The organism is Methylobacterium sp. E-065 (assembly GCF_022829605.1).
Classification (GTDB): domain Bacteria; phylum Pseudomonadota; class Alphaproteobacteria; order Rhizobiales; family Beijerinckiaceae; genus Methylobacterium.
In genome coordinates this window covers 48,060-73,473 of record NZ_JAKSYD010000096.1, presented here as the reverse complement: position 1 = coordinate 73,473, position 25,414 = coordinate 48,060, and the positions used below count along the sequence as shown (strand labels likewise).

Here is a 25,414-nt window from a genome sequence, read left to right as displayed (position 1 = left end):
TCGGGGCCATGCGGCAAACGCGAAGACTCCGCCGAACCGCGCGGGCCGGCCACCGGGCCGACCACTCACGGGATCGTGGTGCGTTGCTACCACGGCCGCGTGCGGGCGGAAACCGTGTTGCGTTGCGAAGGGTGGGGGGCAGGGTCTCGGCGCGGTCGGGCCGTGGGAGGCAGCAAGTGCGAAGGTCAGGCCGCGATGCGCGGTTTTCCTCCCCCTCTGTGGGCTACGAGGTTCACCCAACTGCGCCGATGCGCGCTCCTCCCCCTTGCGGGGGAGCAGTTGGAGGTGGGGGTGGTGCAGCAGGCACCGGACCGCTCGATCCTGCACCACCCCCACCCCTCACCCCTCCCCACAAGGGGGAGGGGAAAAGCGTTTTGCTCTCAAAGCGTTGGTGCCGCGTGGAGAGGTCGGAATCCGCAAAGGGAGAGGAAAGGCGCGAGTTTCTGCTCCCTCACTCGGCCGCGGTGCGCGTCCCGCCGCCTTGCTGGCCGAATCGGCGCTGGATGTAGTCGATCACCACCGTCTCGAAATCCTTGGCGAGCGTCGCGCCGCGCAGCGTCATCGCCTTCTTGCCGTCGATGAAGACCGGGGCGGTCGGGGTCTCGCCGGTGCCGGGGAGCGAGATGCCGATATCGGCGTGCTTCGATTCGCCCGGGCCGTTGACGATGCAGCCCATCACGGCGACGTTCAGCCCCTCGACCCCCGGATAGGTCTTCTTCCATTCCGGCATGGAGGTGATCAGCCAGTTCTGGATGTCGCGGGCCAGCTCCTGGAACGTCGTCGAGGTCGTGCGGCCGCAGCCCGGGCAGGCCGCCACCATCGGCACGAAGGTGCGGAACCCCATGGTCTGCAGGAGTTCCTGGCTCGCCTTCACCTCGACGCTCCGGTCGCCGCCGGGCTCGGGCGTCAGCGAGTAGCGGATCGTGTCGCCGATCCCCTCCTGAAGCAGCACGCCGATGGCGGCGGAGGCCGCGACCAGGCCCTTCGAGCCCATGCCGGCCTCGGTCAGCCCGAGATGGATCGCGTAATCCGAGCGGCGGGCGACCTCGCGGTAGACCGCGATCAGGTCCTGCACGGCCGAGACCTTGGCCGACAGGATAATCTTGTTCTGCGGCAGGCCGAGTTCCACGGCCCGGTCGGCCGAGCCGATCGCCGAGCGCACCATCGCCTCGCGCATCACCGCGCGGGCATCGATCGGCCGCGGCAGCTTGGCGTTCTCGTCCATCAGGTGGGTGAGTAGCTCGCCGTCCAGCGAGCCCCAGTTGGCGCCGATCCGCACGGTCTTGTTGTGCTTGATCGCCTGCTCGATGATCGACGAGAACTGCGTGTCCTTCTTGTCCTTGAAGCCGACATTGCCGGGATTGATCCGGTACTTGGCCAGCGCCTCGGCGCAGGCCGGATGATCGGCGAGCAGCTTGTGGCCGATATAGTGGAAGTCGCCGACCAGCGGCACGTGGACGCCGATCCGGTCGAGGCGCTCGCGGATCTTCGGCACCGCGGCGGCGGCCTCGTCGCGATCGACCGTGATGCGGACCAGCTCCGAGCCGACCCGGGCGAGCTGGGCCACCTGCGCCACCGTGGCGTCGATGTCGGCCGTGTCGGTGTTGGTCATCGACTGGACGACGATCGGGGCGCCGCCGCCGACCGTGACTGCCCCTTCGCCCTCGCCGACCGTGACGCCGACCGTGCGGTGCCGTGGCGTTGGGCCGGCGATCTCCGGGCCGCCATAGGACAGCGGGGCCTCGGCAAGGTTATCGGAACGGGTGGCTTCCATGACTTCCATCGCGGACCTTCGCGTGCGCGCCTCGCGGGGTGCCGGAGCCTTGATGGCTGCCGGGCCGGTCCCCGGGGACACGCCTCGCCGGAACTTCGGGGCTGCCGCGGGTTAGCTGCGGATGACCCGGTGCCGCTTCAAGCCGGCGCCGCGCAGGACGGCATCGTGCAAGACAGCATCGCGGCTGTCATGTCGTATCCGGGCGCGGATGTCGAGTTTCCTGCGCCCGCTCGATGGCCCACCGCGGCCGCAAACGTGTTTTCGTCCGGCCCTGTTGCCGATTCGCTGACGGCCGCGCGTCCGCTCCTCGCGGCTTGCAACCCTGGCGAACCGTTGATGTTGCAGCGCAGCATCCCATCTCTCACGGGACGTCAGGAGGCCGACATGAGCGAGCAACACGGCGGCGCCGAGCCGCACAACCCCGTCACCGCGGTGCCCGAGACGCCCGTCTCGGACGCGATCGACGCGCTGCCCGCACAGAGCCCGAACCACATGCTGGCCGGGCCGAACGCCGAGAAGTCGGTGGCCCTGGCCCTCCAGGGCGGCGGCGCGCACGGAGCCTTCACCTGGGGCGTGCTCGACGCGCTGATCGAGGATGGGCGTCTCGGCTTCGAGGCCGTGACCGGAGCGAGCGCGGGGGCGATGAACGCCGTCGTGCTGGTCGATGGCTGGCTCAAGGGCGGCCCGGACGGCGCCCGCGAGGGGCTGGAGCGGTTCTGGCGGGAGGTCAGCCTCGATGGCGACCTCGGCCCGGCCCAGCGCAACTTCGTCAGCGGGCTGTTCAGCCTGTGGAAGGGCAATCCGGTCGCCGAGTTCTGGGCCAAGGCGTTCTCGCCCAGCCCCTACGTGTCGAACCCGCTCAACATCAACCCGCTGCGCAAGGCATTGGCCGATCAGGTGGATTTCGAGCGCCTGCGTGAGGCCGACACAGCCGGCCTGTTCGTCTCCGCCACCAATGTCTGGACCGGCAAGCTGGCCGTGTTCGAGCGCGAGCGCCTGACCGTCGATCACCTGATGGCCTCGGCCTGCCTGCCCACCGTCTTCCAGGCGGTGGAGATCGACGGCGTGCCCTATTGGGATGGCGGCTATCTCGGGAACCCGCCGCTCTACCCGCTCCACCGGGGGGCCCAGACGCGCGACATCCTCCTCGTCCAGATCAACCCCGTGGAGCGGCGCGAGACCCCGCGCACGGAGAGCGAGATCCGCGACCGGCTGAACGAGATCACCTTCAACGCGAACCTGATGCGGGAATTGCGGGCGATCGATTTCCTCGACGGGCTGATCGAGGAAGGCACCCTCGGCCAGGGCCAGTACCGCCGGGTGCTGGTGCACCGGATCGACGGCACCGACGCCCTGGAGGATTACAACGCCGCCTCCAAGCTCGACGCCCGCTGGACCGTGTTCAAGCGCCTGCGCGACAAGGGCCGCGCCGCCGCGCAGGCTTGGCTGGCAGAGAATTACGACGCCGTCGGCCGGAGCTGCACCATCGACCTGCAGCAGACGTATCAGTAGGTTCGCAGGCCCGAAATAGTATCAAGATTCGATGGTAGTCCAGTGCCCGTGCGGCGGGTATCTTCGCAGGCGTCGGGTCTGAGTCTTTATGGGCATCAGAAAATGTATTTGCGTCTTGTTTGAGCGCTAAGTTTTTTTATTACGCTGAACCGGATCTGAGCCGCTATCTTCTGCCTGCGACCGGTGGAATGGGGCCAGAGTGGGCGCCTTCGCCTGTAGGCAGAGGCGGCCCATGAGCGAAAGATTGGTCAATTTGAAGATCAGCGCGAAGATCGCGCTGATCATGGCGGTGATGTTGGCGATCACGATCGGCGTCGCGGCGATCTCGCTCCGAAACGTTGGCGTCATCGAGGAGTCGGACGCCTGGACCGTCCACACCCACAAGGTCCTGTCCGAGATCGACCGGATGACCGCCGCGATGATCAACCGGGAGACGGGCTTGCGCGGCTACCTGATCTCCGCGGATGCCGCCTTTCTCGGACCCGAGCAGACGGGCCGGAAGACCTTCGCGGCAGCCTGGGAGGCAGCACGAAGCCTGACCAGCAACAACGCCGCCCAGCAGGCGCGCCTCGCGGAGCTGAAGCGGGTGGCCGAGGAGTGGGGCCGGACCGTCGCGGATCGCGAAATCGCCCTGATGCAGGAGCCCGCGACACGTGAGGAGGCGCGCCATCTCGAAGGTTCGGGCATCGGCAGGGCCACGATGGACGGCCTGCGCGCCAAGGCGGCCGAACTTGCGGAGGTCGAAGGGGGCCTCCTGAAGGTGCGCACGACGGCCTCGACGGCTGCCATCGCGTCCTCGCGCTGGGCCAGCTGCGCCGGTCTGGGAGCGATCGTGCTGGCGGCCCACTGTGGGCTGGTCCTCCTCCAGATCGGCATCGCCCGGCCGATCCGCGCGATTACGGGCACGATGACCCGGCTCGCCGCCGACGATCTGTCGGTCGCGGTGCCGGGCGCGGGGCGCCGCGACGAGGTCGGAGCCATGGCCGACGCCGTACAGGTCTTCCGGGAGAAGCTCGCGTGGGCTCAGGTGCTGGAGTCGGAGGCGGCCGAGGCGCGGTCGGCGGTCGAGACGCAGCGGAAGACCGCAATGCGCGAATTGGCCGATCGCTTCGAGGCGGCGGTCGGCGGCGTCGTGCGCGCCGTCGCAGCGGCGGCGACCCAGCTGGAATCCACCGCCGAGACCATGAGCGCGGCTGCCACGCAGACTGCGCAGCAATCGGTCACCGTGGCCTCGGCGGCCGAGCAGGCGGCCTCGAACGTCGGCACGGTTGCGGCGGCGGCCGAGCAGCTCGGATCCTCCGTCTCGGAGATCGGCCGGCAGGTGCACGGCTCGGCGGGCTTCGCCACCGCGGCCGTCGCGGAAGCCGAAAAGTCCGCCGCCCTGATGCAGACGCTGCGCGCGGGTGCGGCCCGGATCGGCGACGTGGTCAGCCTCATCTCGGGCATCGCGGCTCAGACCAACCTCCTGGCGCTCAACGCCACGATCGAGGCGGCCCGAGCCGGGGAGGCCGGCCGGGGCTTCGCCGTGGTGGCGACGGAGGTCAAGGAACTCGCCAGCCAGACCGCCAAGGCCACCGAGGACGTCGCGCGGCAAATCGGGGAGATCCGGTCCTGGACCGGGGATGCGTCGGACGCGATCGCCGTCGTCGTCAGCCGCATCAGCGAGATCAGCGTGCTGGCCGGCGGGATCGCCGCGGCGGTCGAGGAGCAGGGCGCGGCGACGCAGGAGATCGTGCGCAACGTCGGGCAGGCGGCGTAGGGCACGGGCGAGGTCACCACCAACATCGTCGGTGTCGCCCGCGCGGCCGAGGATGCCGGCACCGCCGCCGCCCAGGTCCTGGGCTCGGCCTCCGGCCTCTCGACCCAGGCCCAGAGCCTCGAGGCGGAGGTCCGTCGCTTCCTCGACTCGGTCCGGGCCGCTTAGAGCGACGCCCGATCGCGCTGCGATCGGACGTCGCTCCAAGCCTTTGTTGTGACGCGCTCTCTTGCGCCGAACTGGATCCACTTCGGCGGAGAGCGCTCTCGGGAGTCGTTCCGAGAGGCGGTTTCGGGCAGAGAGCCCTGCGCGGCACGGCCCTGCGGCGAATCGACCGGCTCGGCGGGCGAAACGTCGGGCCTCGTGCCGCGTTCCGGGAACTGCGTCCCGGATGAGGCTGACGTCATGACATTGCTGCGCCGCGAGGCCCTGATCCTGATCGGCGCCGGCTTGGCCAGCGGCGCCCGCGCCGCCGAGGCCACGCGGGCCACCGACTTCGCCTTCGAGACGCCAGAGGGCGCGCCGATGCCGCTATCGGCCTATGCGGGCAAGCCGATCCTCGTGGTCAACACCGCCACGGCCTGCGGCTATGCCGGGCAGCTCGCCGGCCTCCAGACCCTGTGGACACGGTTCGGCGACCGGGGTCTCACTGTGCTCGGTGTGCCCTCGCCGGATTTCGGCAATCAGGAGCCCTTGGACGGTCCGGCCATCGCGGAGGCCGCCCGGAAGAATCATGGCGTCACCTTCCCGCTCACGGCCAAGACTCACGTGAAGATGCCGGCGGCGCATCCGTTCTACCGGTGGGCGGCTGCCGAGCGTCCGGCCGAGACGCCGCGCTGGAACTTCCACAAGTACCTGATCGCCCGGGACGGTACGCTTGCCGCCGCCTTCGCCACGCAGGTCGAACCCACCGACCCGCGGGTGATCTCGGGGATCGCGGCCAACCTCGACCAGGCCTGAACACCGCAACACAGGACCGCGGGATTAAAGCGCCGGGCCCCTGCGTTGACGCTCCATGGCCTCAGACAAGCAGAAGCGCTCTGACCTCCTCGACCTGCTGGTGCCCCTGCGGCGCTACGCTCGGTCTCTCACCCGCGACGCGTTGCGGGCCGACGACCTCGTGCACGACACGCTGGTGCGCGCCCTGGAGATGCAGGGCGCGCTCCGGCCCAACACCAATCTGCGCACCTGGATGATGACGGTGCTGCACAACGCCTTCATCGACGAGCAGCGCCGCCGGCAGGTGGAGGCGCGCCACGCCGACACGCTGGTCCGGATGGCCGAGGACATGGCGCCCCCCGCCCAGGAGGGGCAGGTCCGCCTCGCCCAGATCCGGAAGGCGTTCCTCACGTTGCCCGAGGAGCAGCGCGCCGCCCTGCACCTCGTGACCCTGGAGGGCATGGCCTACGCCGATGCGGCGGCGGTCCTCGGCATTCCGATCGGGACGCTGATGTCCCGCCTCGGCCGCGGACGGGCTGCCCTGCGGGCCTTCGAGGAGGGCGCGCGGACCGACCGGACTTCCGGGGGGGAGGCTGAGAACCAGGGCCGCCGACCGGACACCCGACAAGGGGCGCGGGGCGCCCTCGACCCTCCGGCTCGTCGTGTCCGACACGCCGCCGGGCCGGTCCGCCTGGCCTCTCCGGCGTGCGGCCGGAGAGAACTAGCAATCGGATCAGGATATCGGTCAGTCCCCGGCGCCGGCGCGGACTGACGACAGCGGCCGGCGGATCGCTCTGCGGCATGGTGCGGGAACGCGGCATCCGGTTTTCCTACTCCACCATGCGGTAACACAGGCCCGGGGCCACCGCCGTTGAAGGGCGGCGCGATCCGGGGCACGTTGGCACCGAGGACTTCACGATGATTGATCCGATCACAGACGACGATCTCATCGCCTTCGTCGACGGGCAGATCGAGCCGATGCGCCGTCTGGACGTCGAGGCCCATCTGGCGGCTGATCCCGCGGCCGCCGCCCGGGTGATGGCCGAGATGCACGATCGCGATGCCCTGCGGGCCTGTTTCGAGCGGGCCCCGGGCCCCGGGCCCGACCGCACCGTCGCGCTCGCCCGCCGCTTCGACCGGAACATGCGCTGGCGCCGCGTCGCCTCCCGCCTCAAGCGGGCCGCCGCCATCGCGGTGCTGGTCGGCGCGGGTTGGCTCGCCCATGACGAGATCGGCCGCTTCGGCGTGCCCGACACCCTGGCGGCGACGCCGGACCCGGCGCTGATCGCCGATGCCCGGCAGGCCCGGGCCGTGGCGCAGCTGCGCAAGAGCGTCAGCGGTCAGGCCGACGGGCCGGTCTACGACCGGGTGCGCCTGCGCTCGGTGACGGGCATCGACCTGCCGGCGTTGCCGGACGGCTGGCGGGTGCGCGACATCCAGATCTTCCCGGCCCGGCACGGCACCGGTATCGAGGTCGCGCTGGAGGCCGGGGACTACGGCGAGGCATCGCTGTTCGCCACCCGTGGCATTCGCGGCGGCCCCGCAACGCTCACCGGCTCCGAGGACGGCGATATCGTCTCTTGGAACGCGGGCGAAACCGCCTACGCGCTGATCGGCCCGCGGGACGATGCCGGGCTCCGGCAGGTGGCGGGGCTCCTCGGTGCGGGGCCGGCGGCGCGCTGACGGGGCCGCCTCAGCTGTCGTAGTGCCAGCGACATTGGGCGATCTCGAGGACTTGGTCGTCCCCGACGCCCTTCACGCGGTAGCCGAGACGATGTTCCCCCGTGATCCGGCGTGACCACCACCCTTTGAGATTGCCTCTCAAAGGCTCGACCTTCCCGATACCCGCGAACGGCGTGCGCATGCTGACCGTGATCAGGTCATTGATGCGGACGAGCGTGTCCCGGTCGGTCGCCTGCCAGTGCAGGTAATCCTCCCAGGCGTTCGCCGACCAGACGAGCTTCACGGCTCGATGAGGTCATGCTCGGTACCGGCATCGGCATCGAGCTGTGCGACGCTGTCGAGGAAGCGCTTGGCGTTCGCTGGCGTCGAAAGCAGGTGCAGCGTCTCGCGGATGCTGTTCAGCTCGGCCCGCGGCAGTACCACGATGTCCGGGCGGTTCTGCCGAGTCACGATCAGCTCTGCCCGATCTTCCTCAACACGATCAAGATACGTGGCGAGGTGGGCACGGAACTCGGTGTAGCTGACCTGGCTCATCCGCCCGCCAGCACCTGTACAGGATGCTGTACATATCGTGAAGCCGTGGCCCGCACAAAGCTGGGACCCGCACCCGCTGCGATGCCGAATCCCGGCCCGCCATGACCCTCGACATTCCGCCCCAGCGGGTGCCAAAGATTGGTCATGCAGGCTACGGATTCAGCACGGGTGGAGGACAATGGGGCGGCCCTGCTGGCGGCCGCCCGGGATGTCCGCGAGCGGGCGCATGCGCCCTATTCCCGCTTCCGCGTCGGAGCGGCGCTCCGGGACGAGCACGGCACCATCCATGCCGGCTGCAACGTCGAGAATGCCGCCTATCCGGTCGGCACCTGCGCGGAGGCCGGCGCGATTGCCGCCATGGTGGCGAGCGGCGGGCTGCGCATCACCGAGATCCTCGTCTGTGGCGACGGCGCGGGCCTGGTGACGCCCTGCGGCGCCTGCCGCCAGCGCATCCGTGAGTTCGCGGGGCCGGACACGCCGATCCACGCCGCCACGCCGGACGGCATCGCCAGAACCTTCACCCTCGCCGAGCTGCTGCCGGAATCCTTCGGACCGGAGACACTCGGTGAGTGAGGCCGCCGCCCTCGACGCGCTGCACGCTGCGGGCTTCGCGGGGGACTACGCCTGCGCCCTCGTGACAGGCACGGGCCTTGGCGGGATCGCGGGGAGCCTGGAGGATGCCGTCTCCCTCGCCTACGCAGCGATTCCCGGCTTCCCGGGAGCGGGAGTCAGCGGCCATGCCGGGCGGCTGCACCGTGGGTCCCTGGGGGGGCGGGCTGTCCTGGTCTTCGAGGGGCGGGCGCACGCCTACGAGCGGGGCGACCCAGCGGTGATGCGCCTGCCGCTTACTTGCGCCCGGCAAATCGGGGCCCGGCGGCTGCTGCTCACCAACGCCTCCGGGTCGCTGCGGCCGGCGGTGGGCCCCGGCAGCCTCGTCCTGCTTGCCGACCACATCAACCTGTCCGGCCTCAACCCCCTGATCGGTGAGGCGAGCGATGCCCGCTTCGTGCCGATGACCGACGCCTACGACCTCGACCTGCGCGCGCGCCTGCACGCGGCGGCCAGCGCCTGCGGCGTCCCGCTGGGGGAGGGGGTCTACGCGTGGTTCTCCGGCCCGAGCTTCGAGACGCCCGCCGAGGTCCGGATGGCCGGCATCCTGGGGGCCGACCTAGTCGGCATGTCGACGGTGCCCGAGGTGATCCTGGCCCGGTTCCTCGGCCTGCCGGTGGCGGCGGTCTCCGTGGTGACCAACCTCGCCGCCGGGATCGCCGGGGGGGCACCGCACCATGCGGAGACGAAGGCGGTGGCGGCCCGGGCCGCGGCGGCGCTCGGCCGCCTGATCCGGGCCTTCGTGGCCGGCCTGCCCGTTGGAGACACGCCATGACCGATCCCGGAACCGGCGCGGTCGCCCGCCGGGCGCTGCCGCTCCTCGACCTCACCGACCTCGGTGAGACCTGCACCGAGACGAAGATCGACGTCCTGTGCCGGGATGCGAAGGTCGGCCCCGTGGCGGCGATCTGCGTCTGGCCACGCTTCGTCACCCAGGGCCGGCGGGCGCTCGCTGGCACCGGGATCCGGATCGCCACAGTGATCAACTTCCCCGAAGGTGGTGACGATTGCGCTCGGGCGACCGACGATACGGCCGAGGCCCTGCGCGACGGCGCGGACGAGATCGACCTCGTCCTGCCCTACCGCGCCCTGCAGCGGGGCGATGCGGCTTTGGCCCGCGACATGGTCGAGGCGGTGCGCGACATCTGCGGCACGGCCACCCTCAAGGTGATCCTGGAGACGGGTGAACTCGGCGATCCGGAGACGATCCGGGCGGCGAGCCGGCTCGCCTTGGAGGCGGGTGCCAATTTCCTGAAGACCTCCACGGGCAAGAGCTCCGTCTCGGCCACCCCGGAGGCCGCCGAACTGATGCTGACCGAGATTCGGGCGAGCGGCCGCCCCGCTGGCCTGAAGGTGTCGGGCGGCCTGCGCAGCGTCGCCGACGCCGCGACCTATCTCGCGCTCGCCGACCGGATCATGGGATCCGACTGGGTGACTCCAGAAACCTTCCGGCTCGGGGCGAGCAGCCTGTACGGCACACTGGTTCAAGCGCGAGACCTCTGACATGCGGCTCCCGCAGGAGATCATCCGGGCCAAGCGCGACGGCCTGCCGCTCGATCCGGACGCGATCGGGGCCTTCATCCAGGGCCTCACGGACGGCACCGTTGGGGAGGGGCAGGCGGCGGCCTTCGCCATGGCGGTGTTCTTCCGCGGCCTCGCGCTGCCCGAGCGGGTGGCGCTCACCCGATCCATGGCGGATTCGGGCACGGTGCTGAGCTGGGCGCTGCCGGGCCCGGTGCTCGACAAGCACTCCACCGGCGGCATCGGCGACACGGTGAGCCTCGTCCTGGCTCCGATGGTGGCGGCCTGCGGGGGCTACGTGCCGATGATCTCGGGGCGTGGCCTCGGCCATACCGGCGGGACGCTCGACAAGCTCGGCAGCATCCCGGGTTACGATGCGACGCCGGGGCTCGACGCGTTCCGCAAGGTCGTCCGGGATGTCGGCTGCGCGATCATCGGCCAGACCGCCGATCTCGCCCCGGCCGACCGGCGCCTCTACGCGATCCGCGACGTCACCGGCACGGTCGAGTCGCTCGACCTCATCACCGCGTCGATCCTGTCTAAGAAACTCGCCGCCGGGCTTGATGGGCTGGTGATGGACGTCAAGCAGGGCTCCGGCGCCTTCATGGCGACGCTGCCCGAAGCCGAGGCGCTGGCCGGGAGCATCGTCACGGTAGCGGAGGGGGCGGGCCTGCGCACGGTGGCGCTCATCACCGACATGGATGCGCCGCTCGCCAGTGCCGCCGGCAACGTCGTCGAGGTCGTGTACGCGATCGACTACCTGAAGGGCCTGCGCCGGGAGCCACGGTTCCATGCGGTCACGCTGGCGCTGGCCTCCGAGATGCTCGTGGCCGGGGGGCTTGCGCGGCACGCGGCCGGCGCGGCGGAGCGGCTCGAAGCCGTCCTGGCTTCAGGTCGGGCGGCCGAGATCTTTGCCGAGATGGCCACGGCACTGGGCGGCCCGGCGGACCTGCTCGACGAGCCTGAACGACACCTGCCCGCCGCGCCCGTGCGGCGGCCCGTCCATCAGGCCGGGACGGTAGCGGCTATTGCCACGCGGGATATCGGCTTGGCGGTGATCGGGCTCGGCGGCGGACGCACCCGCCCCGAGGATACCATCGACCCCCGGGTCGGCTTCACGGATCTCGCCGAACCGGGATCGTCCGGGGGGCTGCTCGGGATCGTCCACGCGGCCGACGAGGCCGCCGCCGATCGGGCGGAGGCGGCCCTTCGCGCGGCCTACCGGATGGGCGAGGCACCTGCCGAACGGCCGCCGATCCTCGGATCCGTGCGGGGTACGAGGACGATCGCGCCCTGAGGCAGCGGCCGATGCGAGCGTCGGCTCGGTCGGTCTCACGAATGCCGCGAAGCTTTGTGACGTCCGTCGGCAAGTCCCACGCGTCGCGTAGATCCCGCGCCGCAGATGCGGCAGCACTGCCCGTTGGGCGGAGGATATGATGGCTCGACCGTTCCGCCGTGTCGCGGACCTTGCCCGCGCGCTGACGCGATCAAACCGAGATTCCGGACGGGATCCTAACGCGCCGCCGCCGCCAACGCCCTTCGTGGTCGATGCCGACGTCCCGGTCGATATCGGCTGCATCAAGGTGTTCCGGGCCGAGAACTTTCCGGAATCCGGGCCCAGCCCGTGGCTCGACCAGCCGGACGCGCAGGAGATCATCACGCGGCGCGTCGCGCGGCGGGAGATCACGCCCCGGCAGGCCGAGATCTGCCGGTCCTGGGAGGAGCACGGCTACTACGTCCTGCGCGGCGCCATCGATGCCGACACGATCGACGAGGCCTGGGGCGCCTACGAGGCTGCGATCGCCCGGGGCGACGTGACCCTCGCCCCCGAAAAGGCCGGCGAGGACGATCCGCATCCCGGCCGCTACCTCAATCCGCACCTGAAGGTCGAAGAGATCGGCCAACTCCTGAAGCATCCGGTGCTGGTCAACTTCAGCAGCATGGTGCTGGGTCGCCCCGCGATCCCGTTCCAGACCATCGCGTCCCACAAGGGCAGCCAGCAGGCCGAACACTCGGACTCGATCCACATGACGACCTACCCGGTCGGCTACCTCGCCGCCTGCTGGATCGCCATGGAGGACATCCACGCGGATTCGGGGCCGCTGGTCTACTATCCCGGCACCCACCGCCTGCCGTACCTGTTCAGCCACGATGTCGGCATCTCGCCGGAGGATTTTCAACAGCGCGGCTACGGCGCTTATGTCGAGCACTACGAGCCGGCGATCCAGCGCGAGATCCAGGACCACGGGGCCAAGCCGGAATACTTCACGGCCCGCAAGGGCGACGTGCTGTTCTGGCACGCGAATCTGCTGCATGGCGGCTCGGCCCGAGCCGATATTCAGCGGTCGCGCAAGGCGCTCGTGCACCACTACTTCGCCGAGGGCTGCGTCTGCTACCACGACCTGTCGGCGACGACCTCGGCGGTCCACGGCCCGGTCGAGAGCCTGCCGACCTGCGGCGCCTCGAACCCGGACGTGGCGGTCCGGGAGCAGATCGCGCTGTAGGGCCTGCTGTCGAAGGCCGGCCGTCGAGTTTCAGGACAGGACGACGCGTTGAGCAGCGCTTGTGTTCCTCCCTCCCCCGCAAAGGGGGAGGAAGGTTCCCGTGCCGCGAGGGGCACGACTTTTACGAGCGGGCGCAGCGCTAACTTACCAGCGGCCGTAGCCGTGGCGGTGGCCCCAGCCGCCGTGGTGATGGTGGCGCGGACCGAAGCCCCGCGGGCCTCCCCAGCCGTCATGACGACCGCGGCCCCAGCCGCCGTGATGGTGATGGCGCGGACCGAAGCCGCCCTGATCGCGCCAGCCGTGATGACGCGGCCCATAGCCGTAGCCGTACTGAACGGTCACGACATCGCTGGCACCCTGGCGCAATCCGGAATCGATCCCGAGGGGCGCCGCCATGGCGGGGGCTGCGATGGCCAGTCCTCCGACCGCCAGGGCGGCGGCCAAGCGGGTGCGTGCGGTCTTGGTGAACATCGGTGTTCTCCTGCTCCACGCGGGTCGCGGTACCGCGACCGGCTATGGCTCAGGTCTGACACCCGGCAGTTGACGCGAATGTGAGCTGCTCGCTCAGACCGTGTTCAGCTCAGGGCCGGCGGTAGACCCAGACCCGGGCCGGCGGCAGGTTCAACCAGACCCTGTTGGAACGGTCGGCCGTGTAGCTGCCTGCCTCGCAGCGGGCCGGGATCGGCGGCACCACCGCGTAGGTGAACTGCACGAACGGCGCCCCCGGCTGCATCAGGTCGTGGGCCGTGTTGAGCAGGTCGAGCCGCTGCTCCAGGGGCTTGGTGAACAGAGGCAGGCTCGAGATCGTGGCCGCGGCGGGCTCCGTCAGCGCGTCCCGCAGGCTCGCTCGCATGTCGTAGGCATCGCCCCGGATCACCGTTACACCGGGGAAGCGGCGGGTCAGGAGCTTGCAGAAATCGGGGTTGAACTCGACCAGAATGAGCCGCTCAGGGGCGATGCCCCGCCGGATCAGCGCCTCGGTCACCGGACCGGTGCCGGGGCCGAGCTCGACCACCGGACCCTCGCGACGCGGATCGACATAGGCCGCCATGGTGCGGGCCAGCATCTTGCCGGACGGCGTCACCGCGCCGGTGACGAGTGGGCGTTCCAGCCAAGAGCGGAGGAACCGCGCCTCGTCCTCCAGGGGGTCGCGCCGCGGCCCGAAAATCGCGCTCCGGGGGACGGGAGCCTTCGCGGTAGGACGGCGGAGCGGCGGCAAGTCCTGGATTCCTTGATGCCGAATAAGAATGAAAGGCTATCGACGCCGCTGTCTTACAGTCAAGCTGCAACGGCGCCTAGGGTACGCAAGCCACGCCGGCCGGTTGCATAACAGGCCGGCGGGCCGTTCGGATCCGCCCTCACGGACGGACCGCGCCGCCGAAGAAGTCCCGAACCTTCGAGAAGAAGCCCGCAGACTCCGGATGATTCTCCGGCGAGGCCGATTGATCGAATTCCTGCAGGAGTTCGCGCTGGCGCTTGGTCAGGTTTTGCGGGGTTTCGACGAAGACCTGGATGTAGAGGTCGCCGACCTCCCGAGAGCGGAGCACCGGCATGCCCCTGCCCTTGATGCGGAACTGCTTGGCGGTCTGTGTGCCGGCGGGAATCCGCACCTGGGTCTGCGTGCCGTCGATCACCGGCACGGTGATCTCACCCGCAAGCGCGGCCGTGACCATCGAGATCGGCACGCGGCAGAACAGATCGGCCCCGTCGCGCTGGAAGAACTCGTGCTGCTTGATCGACAGGAAGACGTAGAGATCCCCTGGCGGCCCGCCGCGCAACCCGCTCTCGCCCTCGCCGGACAGCCGGATGCGCAATCCATCATCGACACCGGCCGGCACGTTGATCGAGAGCGTGCGCTCGCGGTTGACCCGGCCCGCGCCTTGGCAGGAGGTGCAGGGATCGTCGACGATCTCGCCGCGGCCGTGGCAGTTCGGGCAGGTCCGCTCGATGGCGAAGAAGCCCTGGGCGGCCCGCACCCGGCCGTAGCCCGCACAGGTCTGGCAGGTCCGGGGCTTCGAGCCGGGCTTGGCGCCCGAACCGTCGCAGGCCTCGCAGGTCACCGAGGTCGGGATCTTGATGGTCTCGGCCTTGCCCGCGTAGGCCTCCTCCAGCGTGATCTCCAGGTTGTAGCGCAGGTCGGCCCCGCGCTCGCGGCCCGGCGCTCCGCCCCGGCCCCTGGCTGGGCCACCGCCGCCGCCACGGCCGTCGCCGAAGAAGTTGTCGAAGATGTCCGACATGAAGTCGCCGAACTCGTTGCCGAATCCGGGTCCGCCCGCGCCGCCCTGGCTGAAGGCCGCGTGGCCGAACCGGTCGTAGGCGGCGCGCTTCTGGCCGTCGGAGAGGCACTGATAGGCCTCGTTGATTTCCTTGAACTTGATCTCGGCGTCCTTGTCGCCGGGATTGCGATCGGGATGATAGGTCATCGCGAGCTTGCGGAAGGCGACCTTCATCTCGCTTTCCGTGGCGGTCTTGGTGACCCCCAGGATCTCGTAATAGTCCCGCTTCGACATCCCGCCCCGTCTCCGGACAATCCGATCCACGCGTCATTCGGGTTTCCGAAGGGCAAGCCCCTTGGTGGGGCGTCGGGGTGATATCCCGACGCATCGGGGTTTCACCCCCAACTGCAGGGCTCTGCCCTGTACCCACGAAAGGGACTTGTCCCTTTCGAAACCCGTGACCGCACGACAGCGAACGAGGCCGGATCGCTCCGGCCCCGTTCGCGAACCATGCGTGCCCTTATGCGCGCTTCTTCTGGTCCTTGTCGTCCACTTCCTGGAAGTCGGCGTCGATGACGTCGTCCTTCTTCTCGGAGGAGGCCGCCGCCTCAGCACCGGCATCCGGACCCGCGGCCTGGTTGGCCGCATACATGGCCTCGCCGAGCTTCATCGAAGCCTGCATCAGATCCGTGGTGCGGGCCTTGATGGCCTCGACGTCCTCACCCTCGAGCGCGGTCTTGAGCGCAACCATCGCGGTCTCGATCGCGCCCTTATCGGCGGCCGGGACCTTGTCGCCGTACTCGGTCACCGACTTCTCGGTGGCGTGGATCAGGCTCTCACCCTGGTTCTTCACCTCGACCAGCTCACGCCGCTTCTTGTCGGCCTCGGCATTCGCCTCGGCGTCCTTCACCATCCGATCGATATCCGCGTCCGAGAGGCCGCCCGAGGCCTGGATGCGGATCTGGTGCTCCTTGTTGGTCGCCTTGTCCTTGGCGGTCACGTTGACGATGCCGTTGGCGTCGATGTCGAAGGTCACCTCGATCTGCGGCATGCCGCGGGGCGCCGGCGGGATGCCGACGAGATCGAACTGGCCGAGCAGCTTGTTGTCGGCTGCCATCTCGCGCTCGCCCTGGAAGACCCGGATCGTGACCGCGTTCTGGTTGTCCTCGGCGGTCGAGAAGGTCTGGGACTTCTTGGTCGGGATCGTGGTGTTGCGGTCGATCAGCCGGGTGAACACGCCGCCGAGCGTCTCGATGCCCAGCGACAGCGGGGTCACGTCAAGCAGCAGCACGTCCTTGACGTCGCCCTGGAGCACGCCCGCCTGCACGGCGGCGCCGATGGCCACGACCTCATCCGGGTTGACGCCCTTGTGGGGCTCCTTGCCGAAGAAGGACTTCACCACCTCCTGGATCTTCGGCATGCGGATCATGCCGCCGACCAGCACCACCTCGTCGATCTCGGAGGCCGAGACGCCGGCATCCTTGAGCGCCTTGCGGCAGGGCTCGATCGTCCGCTGGACGAGATCGTCCACCAGCGACTCGAACTTGGCGCGCGACAGCTTCAGCGCGAGGTGCTTCGGGCCGGTCTGGTCTGCCGTGATGTAGGGCAGGTTGATCTCGGTCTGCGTCGCCGAGGACAGCTCGATCTTGGCCTTTTCGGCCGCCTCCTTGAGGCGCTGAAGGGCGAGCTTGTCCTTGGTCAGGTCGATGCCCTGCTCCTTCTTGAACTCGGCCGTCAGGTACTCGACGATGCGGTTGTCGAAGTCCTCGCCGCCCAGGAAGGTGTCACCGTTCGTGGACTTCACCTCGAACACGCCGTCGCCGATTTCCAGGATCGACACGTCGAAGGTGCCGCCGCCGAGGTCGTAGACCGCGATCGTGCCGGCCTTCTTCTTGTCGAGGCCGTAGGCCAGCGCCGCGGCGGTCGGCTCGTTGATGATGCGCAGCACCTCGAGACCCGCAATCTTGCCGGCATCCTTGGTGGCCTGACGCTGGGCGTCGTTGAAGTAGGCCGGGACGGTGATGACCGCCTGCGTGACCGGCTGGCCGAGATGCGACTCCGCGGTCTCCTTCATCTTCTGCAACGTGAAGGCGGAGATCTGCGAGGGCGAATACTTCTTGCCGTCGGCCTCGACCCAGGCATCGCCGTTGTCGCCGCGGACGATCGGGTAGGGCACGAGGCCCTTGTCCTTCTGGGTCATCGGGTCGTCGTAGGTCCGGCCGACGAGCCGCTTGATGGCGAAGAACGTACGCTCTGGATTCGTGACCGCCTGACGCTTGGCCGGCTGGCCGACGAGGCGCTCGCCGTCATCCGTGAAGGCGACGATGGACGGCGTGGTGCGGGCGCCTTCCGAATTCTCAATGACCTTGGGCTGCGTGCCTTCCATGACGGCCACGCAGGAATTGGTGGTGCCGAGGTCGATACCGATAACTTTACCCATGGTGGGATCCCTCTTTGTGTCGCGTTCAAGCAGACCGCCGAGCCCCGAAGCAGCTCGGCCCATGGCGGTGTCCGAAGGTGATGTGAGTATGGGACCCGGGCCGGATCAAGGGCCGTGAACGGCTGAAACCCAGCGCGCAATCCCGCGTCGAGGGCGATATAAGAACCCCCGGACGGGCTCGCAAGGCGAAGCCTGCGCGACCGGGTCGGGCCCGTATGTCCGCGATAACAGATTGTGAGGTCTTGATAATCGCGCCCGCGACCGCCGTTGCTCCGGATGGCGTGATTGGATTTTGTTGCTTCGCTGCCACGTCCGCGCCATCGACGGCGTGTTAACACTTCGACAAGGGGTTGCGTGTGGCCCCACCACTTCGTGTCCTCGTCGTAGAGTCCGATGCGCCCGACCCGCAGCTCCCTGCTCCCCGTCCTGGCGCTCGCCGTCGCGGCTCCCGCCCTGCTCGCTGCCCCACCGGCGCAGGCGCAGAACTTCTTCGAACGCCTGTTCGGCATCAAGCCCGAACGGCCTCCGGTGCCGCCCCGGGGCCTGCCCGAGGCGCCTCCGGCCCCGCTACCGGGCGGCGGCGGTGAGCCCGGCCAAGCCCCGGCCCCCGAGGCGCCTCGAGCGCCCCCGGCGCCGGCCCGTCCGGTGGTGCTCAAGGCGCCCTCGGAGGAGGGCGTGATCGGGCAGGACCTCCAGCTCAACGGAATGTCCGGATCGCTGAAGCTGGAGCGGACGGGCACCGCCGTCACGGCCCGGATCACGCTCCCGGGGACCAAGATCTCGCAGCCGACGGAATCCTGCACGGTGCCGCTCGGTGCGGGCAGTCCCGTCACGCTGAGTTCCGAAGGCAAGCCCGAAGGGGTGCCGCGCTACGAGGCGGCCGGGGCGGAGTGTCCGCTGCGCCTCGACGTGACCGAGGGCGGTATCCTCGTCTCGACGCTGGGCTCCGGCCCGGTCTGCACCTTCTCGGCCGCGGATTGCGCCACGACCCCCACGGGCCTGTGGGGGCCGGCCCCCGCCACGCTGCTTTCACGGGCCGGCGAGTTCGACACCGCCCGTGGCGCGGCCGACAAAGCGGTGCGCGACAATTACAAGCTGATGACCCAGCGCGCCCGGCGCGAGGACGTGCGGCCGATCGTGACCGAGCAGGCCGCCTTCTCGGCGGATCGGGAGCAGTTCTGCCGGAGCTACGCCCGCGAGGGCACGCACGGCTTCTGCCACCTGCGGTTCACCGAGAACCGGGCGCTCGCCCTCGCGACCCGCCTCGGCGCCAATACCGCGGTACCCACCGCGGCGGCGGTCCCGCGTAGCCGGCCCCGGCCGAAGCCAGCGGTGGAGGGCCTGAACCCCGATGCAGCCGGCGGCGGCGACGCCGTTCCGGAATAGCCGGCACTCGGAGTCGGTCAGGCCCGCCCGGCGGTCATGGACAGCATGGCGGGATCGATGCCGTTGGCGCGCAGGGCACGCTCGTACTTGGCGTCGAGATCCGTGTTGAAGATCAGCGCGGGATCGGCCGGGCAATTGAGCCAGCCGTTGGCCATGATCTCGCTCTCGAGCTGGCCCGCCTGCCAGCCGGCATAGCCCAGAGCCAGCACGGCGCTGGCCGGGCCTTCGCCGCTCGCGATGGCGCGCAGGATCTCGACGGTGGCGGTCAGGCAGATGCCGTCGTCGATGATCAGCGTCGATTGCTGGATGTGGAAGTCGTCGGTGTGCAGCACGAAGCCGCGCCGCCCTTCCACGGGCCCGCCCATCAGGACCGGCATGTGCCCGACCCGCTCGCGCAGGCGAATCGCGTCCGCCTCGGGGGCCACGTCGAGCTGGACCAGCAGATCCGGCATGCTGATGTCGGTGGCCGCCTTGTTGACGATGATGCCCATCGCCCCGTCTGCGGAATGGGCGCAGACATAGATCACCGAGCGGGCGAAGCGCTCATCGGCCATGCCGGGCATCGCCACGAGGAACTGCCCGTCGAGAAAGTCCGGACCGGAGAGCGATGTCTGCCGCGGCGCCGCGTTTCCGGCGTCCGTAGAGGCTGAGCCGGACTCCCGCTGGGGAGCCGAAGGCGAAGGATCCGGTTTGCGATGCGGAGGAGACGCCATGGCGCCATGCTACGCCGCGCCCTCCCATTGTCCAGCGGGCAAAAGAGACGCAGCAAGCTTCCACCCAGCTTGTTCGCATCTCTCTTTAGGCCGCAAGATGGCTTTGCTGGTCCGAGTCGCACTCGGTTCGGCGGCAATCGAGGCTCGACGATCATGGCGGGTTCCGCCTCCCTAACCACGTTCGATATCGAGGAGCAGCGCGCGCGGATTGAGCGGGCTCACGAAGAGCCGCACAAATTTGTTGCCGAACAGCACAAGCTCATCGCAGAGCAATCAAAATTGGCTGCCGAGCAGTCGAAGCTCGCCGCCGAGCAGTTCAAGATGACGGCCGAAGCTTCCAAGATGGCTGCGGAGTAGGCCAAGCTCTCAGCCGAAGCTGCCAAGCTCGGGCGCGACCGCAGCATGGCGCCTTGGCAGGTTGCCCTCTCCGGTATGACGGCCGGGGCTGCCCTGTTCGGGGCCGGCGCCGCCTTCATCAAGCTCCTTGGGGCCTGACAGACACAAATCCGCGGCAGGTAGCTCCGAACCTCTCCGTGTCAGGCCCCCCGCCTCGCGAACCAGAAGGCGCCGAAGCCGACGAGCGGTCCGCCGACGGGGAATGCAGCGACAGCCGCAAGCTGGAGCCAAATCGACGGATCCTCCGCGGAAATCGTGCGTCCTGCGATATCGACTGAAGCGGGCGGACAGCCAGCGTCCCGCGGCGCCGGTCACGGATCGCTGATTGGCCCTTGGACATCCTGCACGTCAGGAGGCGGATTGCTCGACAGGTCCCACCGACCACGCTAGGTCAGGCGCGCAAACGCATATGCGCAGCAACGAGGGACCCGCGATGATCCAGGTCGGCGACCATCTGCCCCAGGCCACGTTCCGGGTGAGCGGCCCGGAGGGCCCGATTGCCCGCACCACCGACGACGTGTTCAAGGGCCGCCGCGTGGTGGTGATCGGCGTCCCGGGCGCCTTCACGCCGAGCTGCCACCGCAACCACCTGCCGGGCTTCGTCACCCACAAGGATGAGATCCTCGGCCGCGGCGTCGACGCCATCGCGGTCACGAGCGTCAACGACGTGTTCGTGCTCGACGCGTGGGCGAAGGCGAGCGGCGCCGAGGGTCTGGAATTCCTGGCCGACGGCAATGCCGATTTCGCCAAGGCACTCGGCCTGGAGATGGACGGTACGGGCTTCGGTCTCGGCATCCGCTCGAAGCGCTACTCCATGCTCGTCGAGGACGGGGTCGTGAAGATCCTGAACGTCGAGGAGACGCCCTCCAAGGCCGAGGCCTCGGGGGCCGAGGCGCTGCTGAAGGTGCTCTGAGCAAGGCGTCGGGCGCGCAAGAGGCGCGGCCGCTTTAGGTCGATCCGGGGGCGATCCGCCCCCGGTCTGGCCGGCCCTGATCACATCTACATCACACTTGCGCGAGGTCGATGGCGTCGAGCCCGTCATGGTGCAGCAGCAGCACCCCGGTCGCCGCCGCGAGCCGGCGGGCCGCCGGCGTGAAGCCGGCATTCGAGACGACGGCGGCGCGGTCGCCTGCCCAGTAGCGCTGGGCCGCGGCCGCCTCCTGCACGGCGGCATTGCCCACGGGCTTGGCCAGGCGCTTGCACTGGATGACGAGGCGCAGACCATTGCGAACCGCCACGATGTCGGCGCCCTGATCGCCGCTCGCCGGGGTCCGGTGCGCCCGCCATCCCGCCCGGACGAGGCGCTCGGCGCAGTAGCGCTCGTAGTCGAGCCCGTCCGCCGGTGCGTCTTCATCCTCGGGTAGATCGATGGACGCCGCCTCGGCCTCGACGATCGCCAGCATCCGATCCCGCTCGGTCATGGCGAGGTCGGCGTAACGCGGGCCGATCTGGGGCAGCACCGTGCGGTCGAGGAAGTACTCGCGCTCGCGCAGCCAGCCGTCCTCGATCCAGTTGCCGTAGGCGTCGCGAAAGCTTTCCTGCCGCCGCCGCAGGGCCAGCGTCTCCCCGTGGGCCCGGGCGATGCGGCGCACCTGGGCGCGGAACCGGCGCGGCCGGCCGAGATGGCGCAGCCACACGCCCAGCAGCGCGAGCCCCGTGGCCGCCAGGGCGGGCGGACCATACCAGAGCGCGAACGGACCGCCGATCACGGCCGTCCAGAACAGGCGCGCGACAGGATTGGGCTTACCTTGCATCGGGTCTCAAGGGGCGCGGACGGGTCTCGTGACCCTCGCAAGCGCCCCTTGCCCGATGCCTAACCGCGGCTGAAAACCTGTGGACGCGGACGCGTCCTCAACCCTTCCGGCGCTGGTGGCCGAGGCCCATGCTCTTGGCGAGACTCGACCGGGCCGCGGCGTAACTCGGCGCGACCATCGGATAATCGGCGGGCAGACCCCATTTCTGGCGATATTCGTCCGGGGTCAGATTGTAGTGCGTGCGCAGGTGGCGCTTGAGGGATTTGAACTTCTTCCCGTCCTCCAGGCAGACGATGAAGTCAGGCTGGACCGAGCGCCGGACCGAGACGGCGGGCCGCAGATCCTCGGCCGGCGCGGAGGTGGGCTGGCTCAGCTCGTGCAGGACTGCGTGAACCTTGACGATCAGCGCCGGCAGTTCCGGTGGGGTGACCGGGTTGTTGCTCACGAAGGCCGACACAATGTCGACCGAGAGCGTGAGGAAGTCCGGCTGCCCTTCGACCGTGGAATCCATTCCTTGAAACCTCCTGGCGATCCCGGGCTCTGCCCGTCACTCGGCAGGATGATCGGAATCTGTTTCCGGGCCGCCCGATACAGGCAGATGTGGCGTAGTTACTATTGTGATGTGAATTTCATGGCAAGAACAAATTACAGATGGCCATAGCTGGCGTCTTGGCGAGGACAAAGGGCGCCGGATATTTGATCTGAAGGGTATCTGCAAGCCCTCCGGGCAGCGGCTCATCGCACTGTGACAGGGCCGGAACCGCTGGACGTTGCCCGCGCGGCCAACCGCGCCATGTGGTAAAGCGATAGGGTCGGACCCTGGGCCTTCCGGATCGTGCCCGATCCCGACGTGAGCGAGGGACACCCCATGCACGCCGGTACGACTGGCCCGCGGGATTGGATTCCGTGACGGCAGCCCCGTGAGCACCTACCGGTTCGACAAGCTGCTGGCGCCCCGTGCGATCGCCCTGGTCGGCGCCGTGGCGCGCGCGGGCTCGGTGGCGCGTAGCGTGCTGGACGGCTTGCGGGCGTCTGGCTTCCCCGGCGCGATCCTGCCGGTGCAGCCCGATCACGACTTCGTGGACGGCCTGCCCTGCGTCCCACAGATCGCGGATCTGCCCACCGTCCCGGACCTCGTCCTGATCGCCGTGCCGCCGCCGCGGGTACCCGAGGTCGTCGCGCAGGCAGCGGCGTCCGGCGCCGGTGCCGCCGTGATCCTGACGGCCCGGCTCGGGTCCGGCCCGGACGATCCGGGACCGACCGCGCATCGGATCGCCCGCGCGCACGGCCTGCGCCTGCTCGGACCCGACAGCGCCGGCCTCGCCGTGCCGGGCGCCAAGCTCAACGCCAGCCTGTTCGCCCACGCCCCCGCCGCAGGCGACCTCGCCCTCGTCTCGCAATCCGGCACGGTCGCGGCCGCAATCGTCGAGTGGGGCGCCCGCCACGGGACGGGCTTCTCGGCGGTGCTCTCGCTGGGCAGCGTGCTCGACATCGGCGTAGCCGATTGTCTTGACCATTTCGCCGCCGATTACCGCACCCGCGCGATCCTGCTCTGCCTCGACCGGGTCGCGGATGCCCGACGGTTCATGTCGGCGGCCCGCGCGGCGGCCCGCGCCAAGCCCGTCGTGGTCCTGCGCGCCGGGCGGCACCGGCCCGACACCCGCGCCCCCGAGACTCATACGGGCGCGCTCGCTCGGCCGGACGCGGTCTACACCGCGGCCTTCCGGCGGGCCGGTCTGTTGGCGGTGCAGGATCTCGACGAAATGTTCTCCGCCGTCGAGACCCTGGGGCGCCAGCGCCCGTTCCCCGGCGACCGGCTCGCGATCCTGTCGAATGGCCGCGGCATCGGCCTGCTGGCTGCCGACAGGCTGATCGAGCGCGCAGGCACTATGGCCGATGCCGCCGAGGCGGAAGGGCGCCCGGCCGGCAATCCCCTCGACCTCGGCATCGACGCGGCGGGACCAGCCTTCGCGGCCGCCCTGGAGCCGATCCTCACGGATCGCGTCAGCGACGCCGTGCTGGCGATCCACGTCCCCACCGTGCGCTCGGATGCAGGCGAGGTCGCGAACGCGATCGCCGAAACGGTCAAGCGCGTCCGCGCCGGCCAGACGCGCAAGAAGCCGCTTTTCGCTGTCTCCCTGGGCGATGCCGAGGCGGCGCGGGAAGCGTTTGCACGCGCGGGGCTCCCGCATTTCTCGACGGATTCCGAAGCGATCGAAGGCTTCCTGCACCTCGTCCGCTACCGCGAGGCGCAGGACGACCTGATGCGCACGCCGGACTCGCTGCCGCGCGACTTCTCCCCCGACACGGCCCGGGCCCGCTCGATCATCGCGGGCGCCCTGCGCCACGGAGCGGCGTGGCTCGATCCGATCGCGGTGAACGGCCTGCTCGAAGCCTACGGGATCCCGATCGTGCCGATCACGCTGGCCCCCGACAAGGACGCCGCGGCGGCGGCGGCCTGGCCGATCATCGCGGCCGGCGGCACGGTGGCGCTCAAGGTCGTCTCCCCCGACATCGTGCACAAATCCGATATCGGCGGGGTCCACCTCGATCTGACCAGCGAGGCCGATGTCCGCGAGGCGGCGCGCAGCATCCTGATAAGGGCCCGGCGCGAGCGCCCGGATGCGCGCGTCACCGGCTTCGCGGTGCAGCCCATGGTGCGCCGGGGCCAGCGCCGGGAGCTGATCGCAGGCCTCGCGGAGGATCCCGTGTTCGGCCCCGTGGTGGTGTTCGGGCGGGGCGGCACGGCCGTCGAGGTGATCGACGACCGGGCCCTCGGCCTGCCGCCGCTCGACCTGATCCTCGCCCGCGACCTGATCGGCCGCACCCGGGTCGCCCGGCGCCTCGAAGCCTACCGCGACGTGCCGGCCGCCGACATGTCGGCGATCGCGCTGACGCTGGTGAAGCTGTCCCAGCTCGCCACCGACCTGCCGCAGGTCCGCGAGCTCGACATCAACCCACTGCTCGCCGACGAGACCGGGGTGCTCGCCCTCGATGCAAGGGTGCGGATCGGCCGCTCGGAGCGGGGCCGGCATGGGCGGGGCCATCCACGCTTCGCGATCCGGCCCTACCCGGCGGAATGGGTGCGGACCCTTAATCTCAAGGACCGGACCATCCGCGTGCGGCCCGTGCGCCCGGAGGACGAGGGACTGTTCCTGACCTTCTTCCAGGGGCTCGATCCGGAGGATCTGCGCCTGCGCTTCTTCGGACCGGTGCGCGCCTTCAGCCACGCCTTCCTGGCCCGCCTGACGCAGCTCGATTATGCCCGCGCCATCGCGTTCGTGGCGACCGAGGTGGACGCGCAAGGGGGCGAGCGCATGCTCGGCGCCGTGCGGCTCCACGCCGACGCCAACCACGAGAGCGGCGAATACGCCATCGCGGTGGGGCGCGATGCCCGGGGCACGGGGCTCGCCTTCGCGCTGATGCGCCTGATGATCGACTGGGCGCGCTCCGAAGGGATCGGCCATGTCGAGGGCTCGGTGCTGGCCGAGAACCGGCCGATGCTGGCGGTCTGCCGCCGCCTCGGCTTCACGCAGGGGCGCGATCCGGAGGATCCGGGCTTGGTGAAGGTGCAGTTGCCGCTGGCGGTGGGATCACCGACCGGAGGTTAGGCCGGCGCTCAGCTTGGCAAGATCCCGTTCGATTGGGCGCGCGTCAGCCAGATCCACCACGCTGCC

At 69.7% G+C, this 25,414-nt stretch carries 22 protein-coding genes and 2 pseudogenes; 14 read left to right on the top strand and 10 right to left on the bottom strand.

What is annotated here, in order from left to right; genetic code table 11:
* Positions 1-451: 451 nt before the first annotated feature.
* Positions 452-1,783, bottom strand: coding sequence for a flavodoxin-dependent (E)-4-hydroxy-3-methylbut-2-enyl-diphosphate synthase (gene ispG / locus MKK84_RS09765; RefSeq protein WP_243919173.1), 1,332 nt, complete (start codon positions 1,781-1,783; stop codon positions 452-454).
* Between the two features lie 375 nt (positions 1,784-2,158).
* Between ispG and MKK84_RS09760 the strand changes: the two genes are divergently transcribed.
* The 5 genes and pseudogenes from MKK84_RS09760 to MKK84_RS09740 all read left to right on the top strand — a co-directional run bounded on the left by MKK84_RS09760 (position 2,159) and on the right by MKK84_RS09740 (position 7,664).
* Positions 2,159-3,286, top strand: a complete 1,128-nt coding sequence (locus tag MKK84_RS09760) for a patatin-like phospholipase family protein (protein WP_243919172.1) — start codon at positions 2,159-2,161, stop codon at positions 3,284-3,286.
* A gap of 232 nt (positions 3,287-3,518) precedes the next feature.
* Positions 3,519-5,210, top strand: a pseudogene (locus MKK84_RS09755) (methyl-accepting chemotaxis protein).
* Positions 5,211-5,447: 237 nt separating this feature from the next.
* Positions 5,448-6,002: a glutathione peroxidase gene (locus tag MKK84_RS09750; RefSeq protein ID WP_243919171.1), complete on the top strand. Its 555-nt coding sequence runs from the start codon at positions 5,448-5,450 to the stop codon at positions 6,000-6,002.
* Between the two features lie 55 nt (positions 6,003-6,057).
* Positions 6,058-6,706 (top strand): annotated as a pseudogene (locus MKK84_RS09745) (sigma-70 family RNA polymerase sigma factor).
* Positions 6,707-6,899: 193 nt separating this feature from the next.
* Positions 6,900-7,664 carry an anti-sigma factor family protein gene (locus tag MKK84_RS09740; RefSeq protein ID WP_243919170.1) on the top strand — a complete coding sequence of 255 codons (765 nt, stop codon included), beginning with the start codon at positions 6,900-6,902 and terminating at the stop codon, positions 7,662-7,664.
* A gap of 10 nt (positions 7,665-7,674) precedes the next feature.
* On the opposite strand, the gene MKK84_RS09735 is transcribed toward MKK84_RS09740, so the two are convergent.
* Together MKK84_RS09735 and MKK84_RS09730 are read right to left on the bottom strand one after the other, a co-directional pair.
* Positions 7,675-7,947, bottom strand: a complete 273-nt coding sequence (locus MKK84_RS09735) for a Txe/YoeB family addiction module toxin (protein WP_243919169.1) — start codon at positions 7,945-7,947, stop codon at positions 7,675-7,677.
* Positions 7,944-8,198 carry a type II toxin-antitoxin system Phd/YefM family antitoxin gene (locus MKK84_RS09730; RefSeq protein ID WP_243919168.1) on the bottom strand — a complete coding sequence of 85 codons (255 nt, stop codon included), beginning with the start codon at positions 8,196-8,198 and terminating at the stop codon, positions 7,944-7,946. Before MKK84_RS09730 ends, MKK84_RS09735 begins: the two co-directional genes overlap by 4 nt.
* 144 nt (positions 8,199-8,342) lie before the next feature.
* Here MKK84_RS09730 and MKK84_RS09725 point away from each other — a divergent pair, with 144 nt between their 5' ends.
* The 5 genes from MKK84_RS09725 to MKK84_RS09705 all read left to right on the top strand — a co-directional run bounded on the left by MKK84_RS09725 (position 8,343) and on the right by MKK84_RS09705 (position 12,832).
* Positions 8,343-8,771 (top strand): cytidine deaminase, encoded by a 429-nt coding sequence (locus MKK84_RS09725; RefSeq protein WP_243919166.1) that lies wholly within the window; start codon positions 8,343-8,345, stop codon positions 8,769-8,771.
* Positions 8,764-9,582 carry a purine-nucleoside phosphorylase gene (locus tag MKK84_RS09720; RefSeq protein WP_243919164.1) on the top strand — a complete coding sequence of 273 codons (819 nt, stop codon included), beginning with the start codon at positions 8,764-8,766 and terminating at the stop codon, positions 9,580-9,582. Before MKK84_RS09725 ends, MKK84_RS09720 begins: the two co-directional genes overlap by 8 nt.
* The gene (deoC, locus tag MKK84_RS09715; protein WP_243919161.1) at positions 9,579-10,310 is read left to right on the top strand and encodes a deoxyribose-phosphate aldolase; all 732 of its coding nucleotides are present in this window, start codon (positions 9,579-9,581) and stop codon (positions 10,308-10,310) included. Before MKK84_RS09720 ends, deoC begins: the two co-directional genes overlap by 4 nt.
* A gap of 1 nt (position 10,311) precedes the next feature.
* Entirely contained in the window at positions 10,312-11,625 is a 1,314-nt protein-coding gene (deoA, locus tag MKK84_RS09710) for a thymidine phosphorylase (RefSeq protein ID WP_243919154.1), read from the top strand.
* Between the two features lie 244 nt (positions 11,626-11,869).
* Complete coding sequence (locus tag MKK84_RS09705) at positions 11,870-12,832, top strand: phytanoyl-CoA dioxygenase family protein (RefSeq protein ID WP_243919152.1); 963 nt, start codon at positions 11,870-11,872, stop codon at positions 12,830-12,832.
* A 144-nt stretch (positions 12,833-12,976) separates the two neighbouring features.
* Here the strand turns inward: MKK84_RS09705 and MKK84_RS09700 are convergent, their stop codons facing one another.
* The 4 genes from MKK84_RS09700 to dnaK form a co-directional block, all read right to left on the bottom strand.
* A complete protein-coding gene (locus MKK84_RS09700; RefSeq protein WP_243919151.1) occupies positions 12,977-13,303 on the bottom strand; it encodes a hypothetical protein in 327 nt (108 codons plus the stop codon).
* A 109-nt stretch (positions 13,304-13,412) separates the two neighbouring features.
* Positions 13,413-14,051 (bottom strand): class I SAM-dependent methyltransferase, encoded by a 639-nt coding sequence (locus MKK84_RS09695; protein ID WP_243919150.1) that lies wholly within the window; start codon positions 14,049-14,051, stop codon positions 13,413-13,415.
* A 139-nt stretch (positions 14,052-14,190) separates the two neighbouring features.
* Positions 14,191-15,342: a molecular chaperone DnaJ gene (dnaJ, locus tag MKK84_RS09690; RefSeq protein ID WP_243919147.1), complete on the bottom strand. Its 1,152-nt coding sequence runs from the start codon at positions 15,340-15,342 to the stop codon at positions 14,191-14,193.
* Positions 15,343-15,568: 226 nt separating this feature from the next.
* Positions 15,569-17,488 carry a molecular chaperone DnaK gene (dnaK, locus tag MKK84_RS09685; RefSeq protein WP_243919146.1) on the bottom strand — a complete coding sequence of 640 codons (1,920 nt, stop codon included), beginning with the start codon at positions 17,486-17,488 and terminating at the stop codon, positions 15,569-15,571.
* 393 nt (positions 17,489-17,881) lie between these two features.
* Here dnaK and MKK84_RS09680 point away from each other — a divergent pair, with 393 nt between their 5' ends.
* Positions 17,882-18,874 carry a hypothetical protein gene (locus MKK84_RS09680; RefSeq protein ID WP_243919145.1) on the top strand — a complete coding sequence of 331 codons (993 nt, stop codon included), beginning with the start codon at positions 17,882-17,884 and terminating at the stop codon, positions 18,872-18,874.
* 17 nt (positions 18,875-18,891) lie between these two features.
* Here the strand turns inward: MKK84_RS09680 and MKK84_RS09675 are convergent, their stop codons facing one another.
* A complete protein-coding gene (locus MKK84_RS09675) occupies positions 18,892-19,587 on the bottom strand; it encodes a YqgE/AlgH family protein (protein ID WP_267357699.1) in 696 nt (231 codons plus the stop codon).
* Between the two features lie 153 nt (positions 19,588-19,740).
* Between MKK84_RS09675 and MKK84_RS09670 the strand changes: the two genes are divergently transcribed.
* Positions 19,741-19,944, top strand: a complete 204-nt coding sequence (locus tag MKK84_RS09670; RefSeq protein WP_243919144.1) for a hypothetical protein — start codon at positions 19,741-19,743, stop codon at positions 19,942-19,944.
* A 472-nt stretch (positions 19,945-20,416) separates the two neighbouring features.
* A complete protein-coding gene (locus MKK84_RS09665) occupies positions 20,417-20,896 on the top strand; it encodes a peroxiredoxin (protein ID WP_243919143.1) in 480 nt (159 codons plus the stop codon).
* A gap of 91 nt (positions 20,897-20,987) precedes the next feature.
* On the opposite strand, the gene MKK84_RS09660 is transcribed toward MKK84_RS09665, so the two are convergent.
* A complete protein-coding gene (locus MKK84_RS09660) occupies positions 20,988-21,737 on the bottom strand; it encodes a restriction endonuclease (RefSeq protein WP_243919142.1) in 750 nt (249 codons plus the stop codon).
* A gap of 97 nt (positions 21,738-21,834) precedes the next feature.
* Positions 21,835-22,248 (bottom strand): MucR family transcriptional regulator, encoded by a 414-nt coding sequence (locus MKK84_RS09655; RefSeq protein ID WP_243919140.1) that lies wholly within the window; start codon positions 22,246-22,248, stop codon positions 21,835-21,837.
* Between the two features lie 409 nt (positions 22,249-22,657).
* Here MKK84_RS09655 and MKK84_RS09650 point away from each other — a divergent pair, with 409 nt between their 5' ends.
* Positions 22,658-25,348: a bifunctional acetate--CoA ligase family protein/GNAT family N-acetyltransferase gene (locus tag MKK84_RS09650; protein WP_243919138.1), complete on the top strand. Its 2,691-nt coding sequence runs from the start codon at positions 22,658-22,660 to the stop codon at positions 25,346-25,348.
* Positions 25,349-25,414 lie beyond the last annotated feature (66 nt).

Bases quoted from the DNA above. Each gene is read 5' to 3' on its own strand.
- MKK84_RS09740 (WP_243919170.1), top strand. From the start codon at position 6,900: ATGATTGATCCGATCACAGACGACGATCTCATCGCCTTCGTCGACGGG.
- MKK84_RS09750 (WP_243919171.1), top strand. From the start codon at position 5,448: ATGACATTGCTGCGCCGCGAGGCCCTGATCCTGATCGGCGCCGGCTTG.
- MKK84_RS09760 (WP_243919172.1), top strand. From the start codon at position 2,159: ATGAGCGAGCAACACGGCGGCGCCGAGCCGCACAACCCCGTCACCGCG.
- MKK84_RS09665 (WP_243919143.1), top strand. From the start codon at position 20,417: ATGATCCAGGTCGGCGACCATCTGCCCCAGGCCACGTTCCGGGTGAGC.
- MKK84_RS09670 (WP_243919144.1), top strand. From the start codon at position 19,741: ATGGCGGGTTCCGCCTCCCTAACCACGTTCGATATCGAGGAGCAGCGC.
- MKK84_RS09660 (WP_243919142.1), bottom strand. From the start codon at position 21,737: ATGCAAGGTAAGCCCAATCCTGTCGCGCGCCTGTTCTGGACGGCCGTG.
- MKK84_RS09655 (WP_243919140.1), bottom strand. From the start codon at position 22,248: ATGGATTCCACGGTCGAAGGGCAGCCGGACTTCCTCACGCTCTCGGTC.
- dnaK (WP_243919146.1), bottom strand. From the start codon at position 17,488: ATGGGTAAAGTTATCGGTATCGACCTCGGCACCACCAATTCCTGCGTG.
- MKK84_RS09730 (WP_243919168.1), bottom strand. From the start codon at position 8,198: ATGAGCCAGGTCAGCTACACCGAGTTCCGTGCCCACCTCGCCACGTAT.
- MKK84_RS09725 (WP_243919166.1), top strand. From the start codon at position 8,343: ATGCAGGCTACGGATTCAGCACGGGTGGAGGACAATGGGGCGGCCCTG.
- deoC (WP_243919161.1), top strand. From the start codon at position 9,579: ATGACCGATCCCGGAACCGGCGCGGTCGCCCGCCGGGCGCTGCCGCTC.
- deoA (WP_243919154.1), top strand. From the start codon at position 10,312: ATGCGGCTCCCGCAGGAGATCATCCGGGCCAAGCGCGACGGCCTGCCG.
- ispG (WP_243919173.1), bottom strand. From the start codon at position 1,783: ATGGAAGTCATGGAAGCCACCCGTTCCGATAACCTTGCCGAGGCCCCG.
- dnaJ (WP_243919147.1), bottom strand. From the start codon at position 15,342: ATGTCGAAGCGGGACTATTACGAGATCCTGGGGGTCACCAAGACCGCC.
- MKK84_RS09675 (WP_267357699.1), bottom strand. From the start codon at position 19,587: ATGGCGTCTCCTCCGCATCGCAAACCGGATCCTTCGCCTTCGGCTCCC.
- MKK84_RS09700 (WP_243919151.1), bottom strand. From the start codon at position 13,303: ATGTTCACCAAGACCGCACGCACCCGCTTGGCCGCCGCCCTGGCGGTC.
- MKK84_RS09680 (WP_243919145.1), top strand. From the start codon at position 17,882: ATGCGCCCGACCCGCAGCTCCCTGCTCCCCGTCCTGGCGCTCGCCGTC.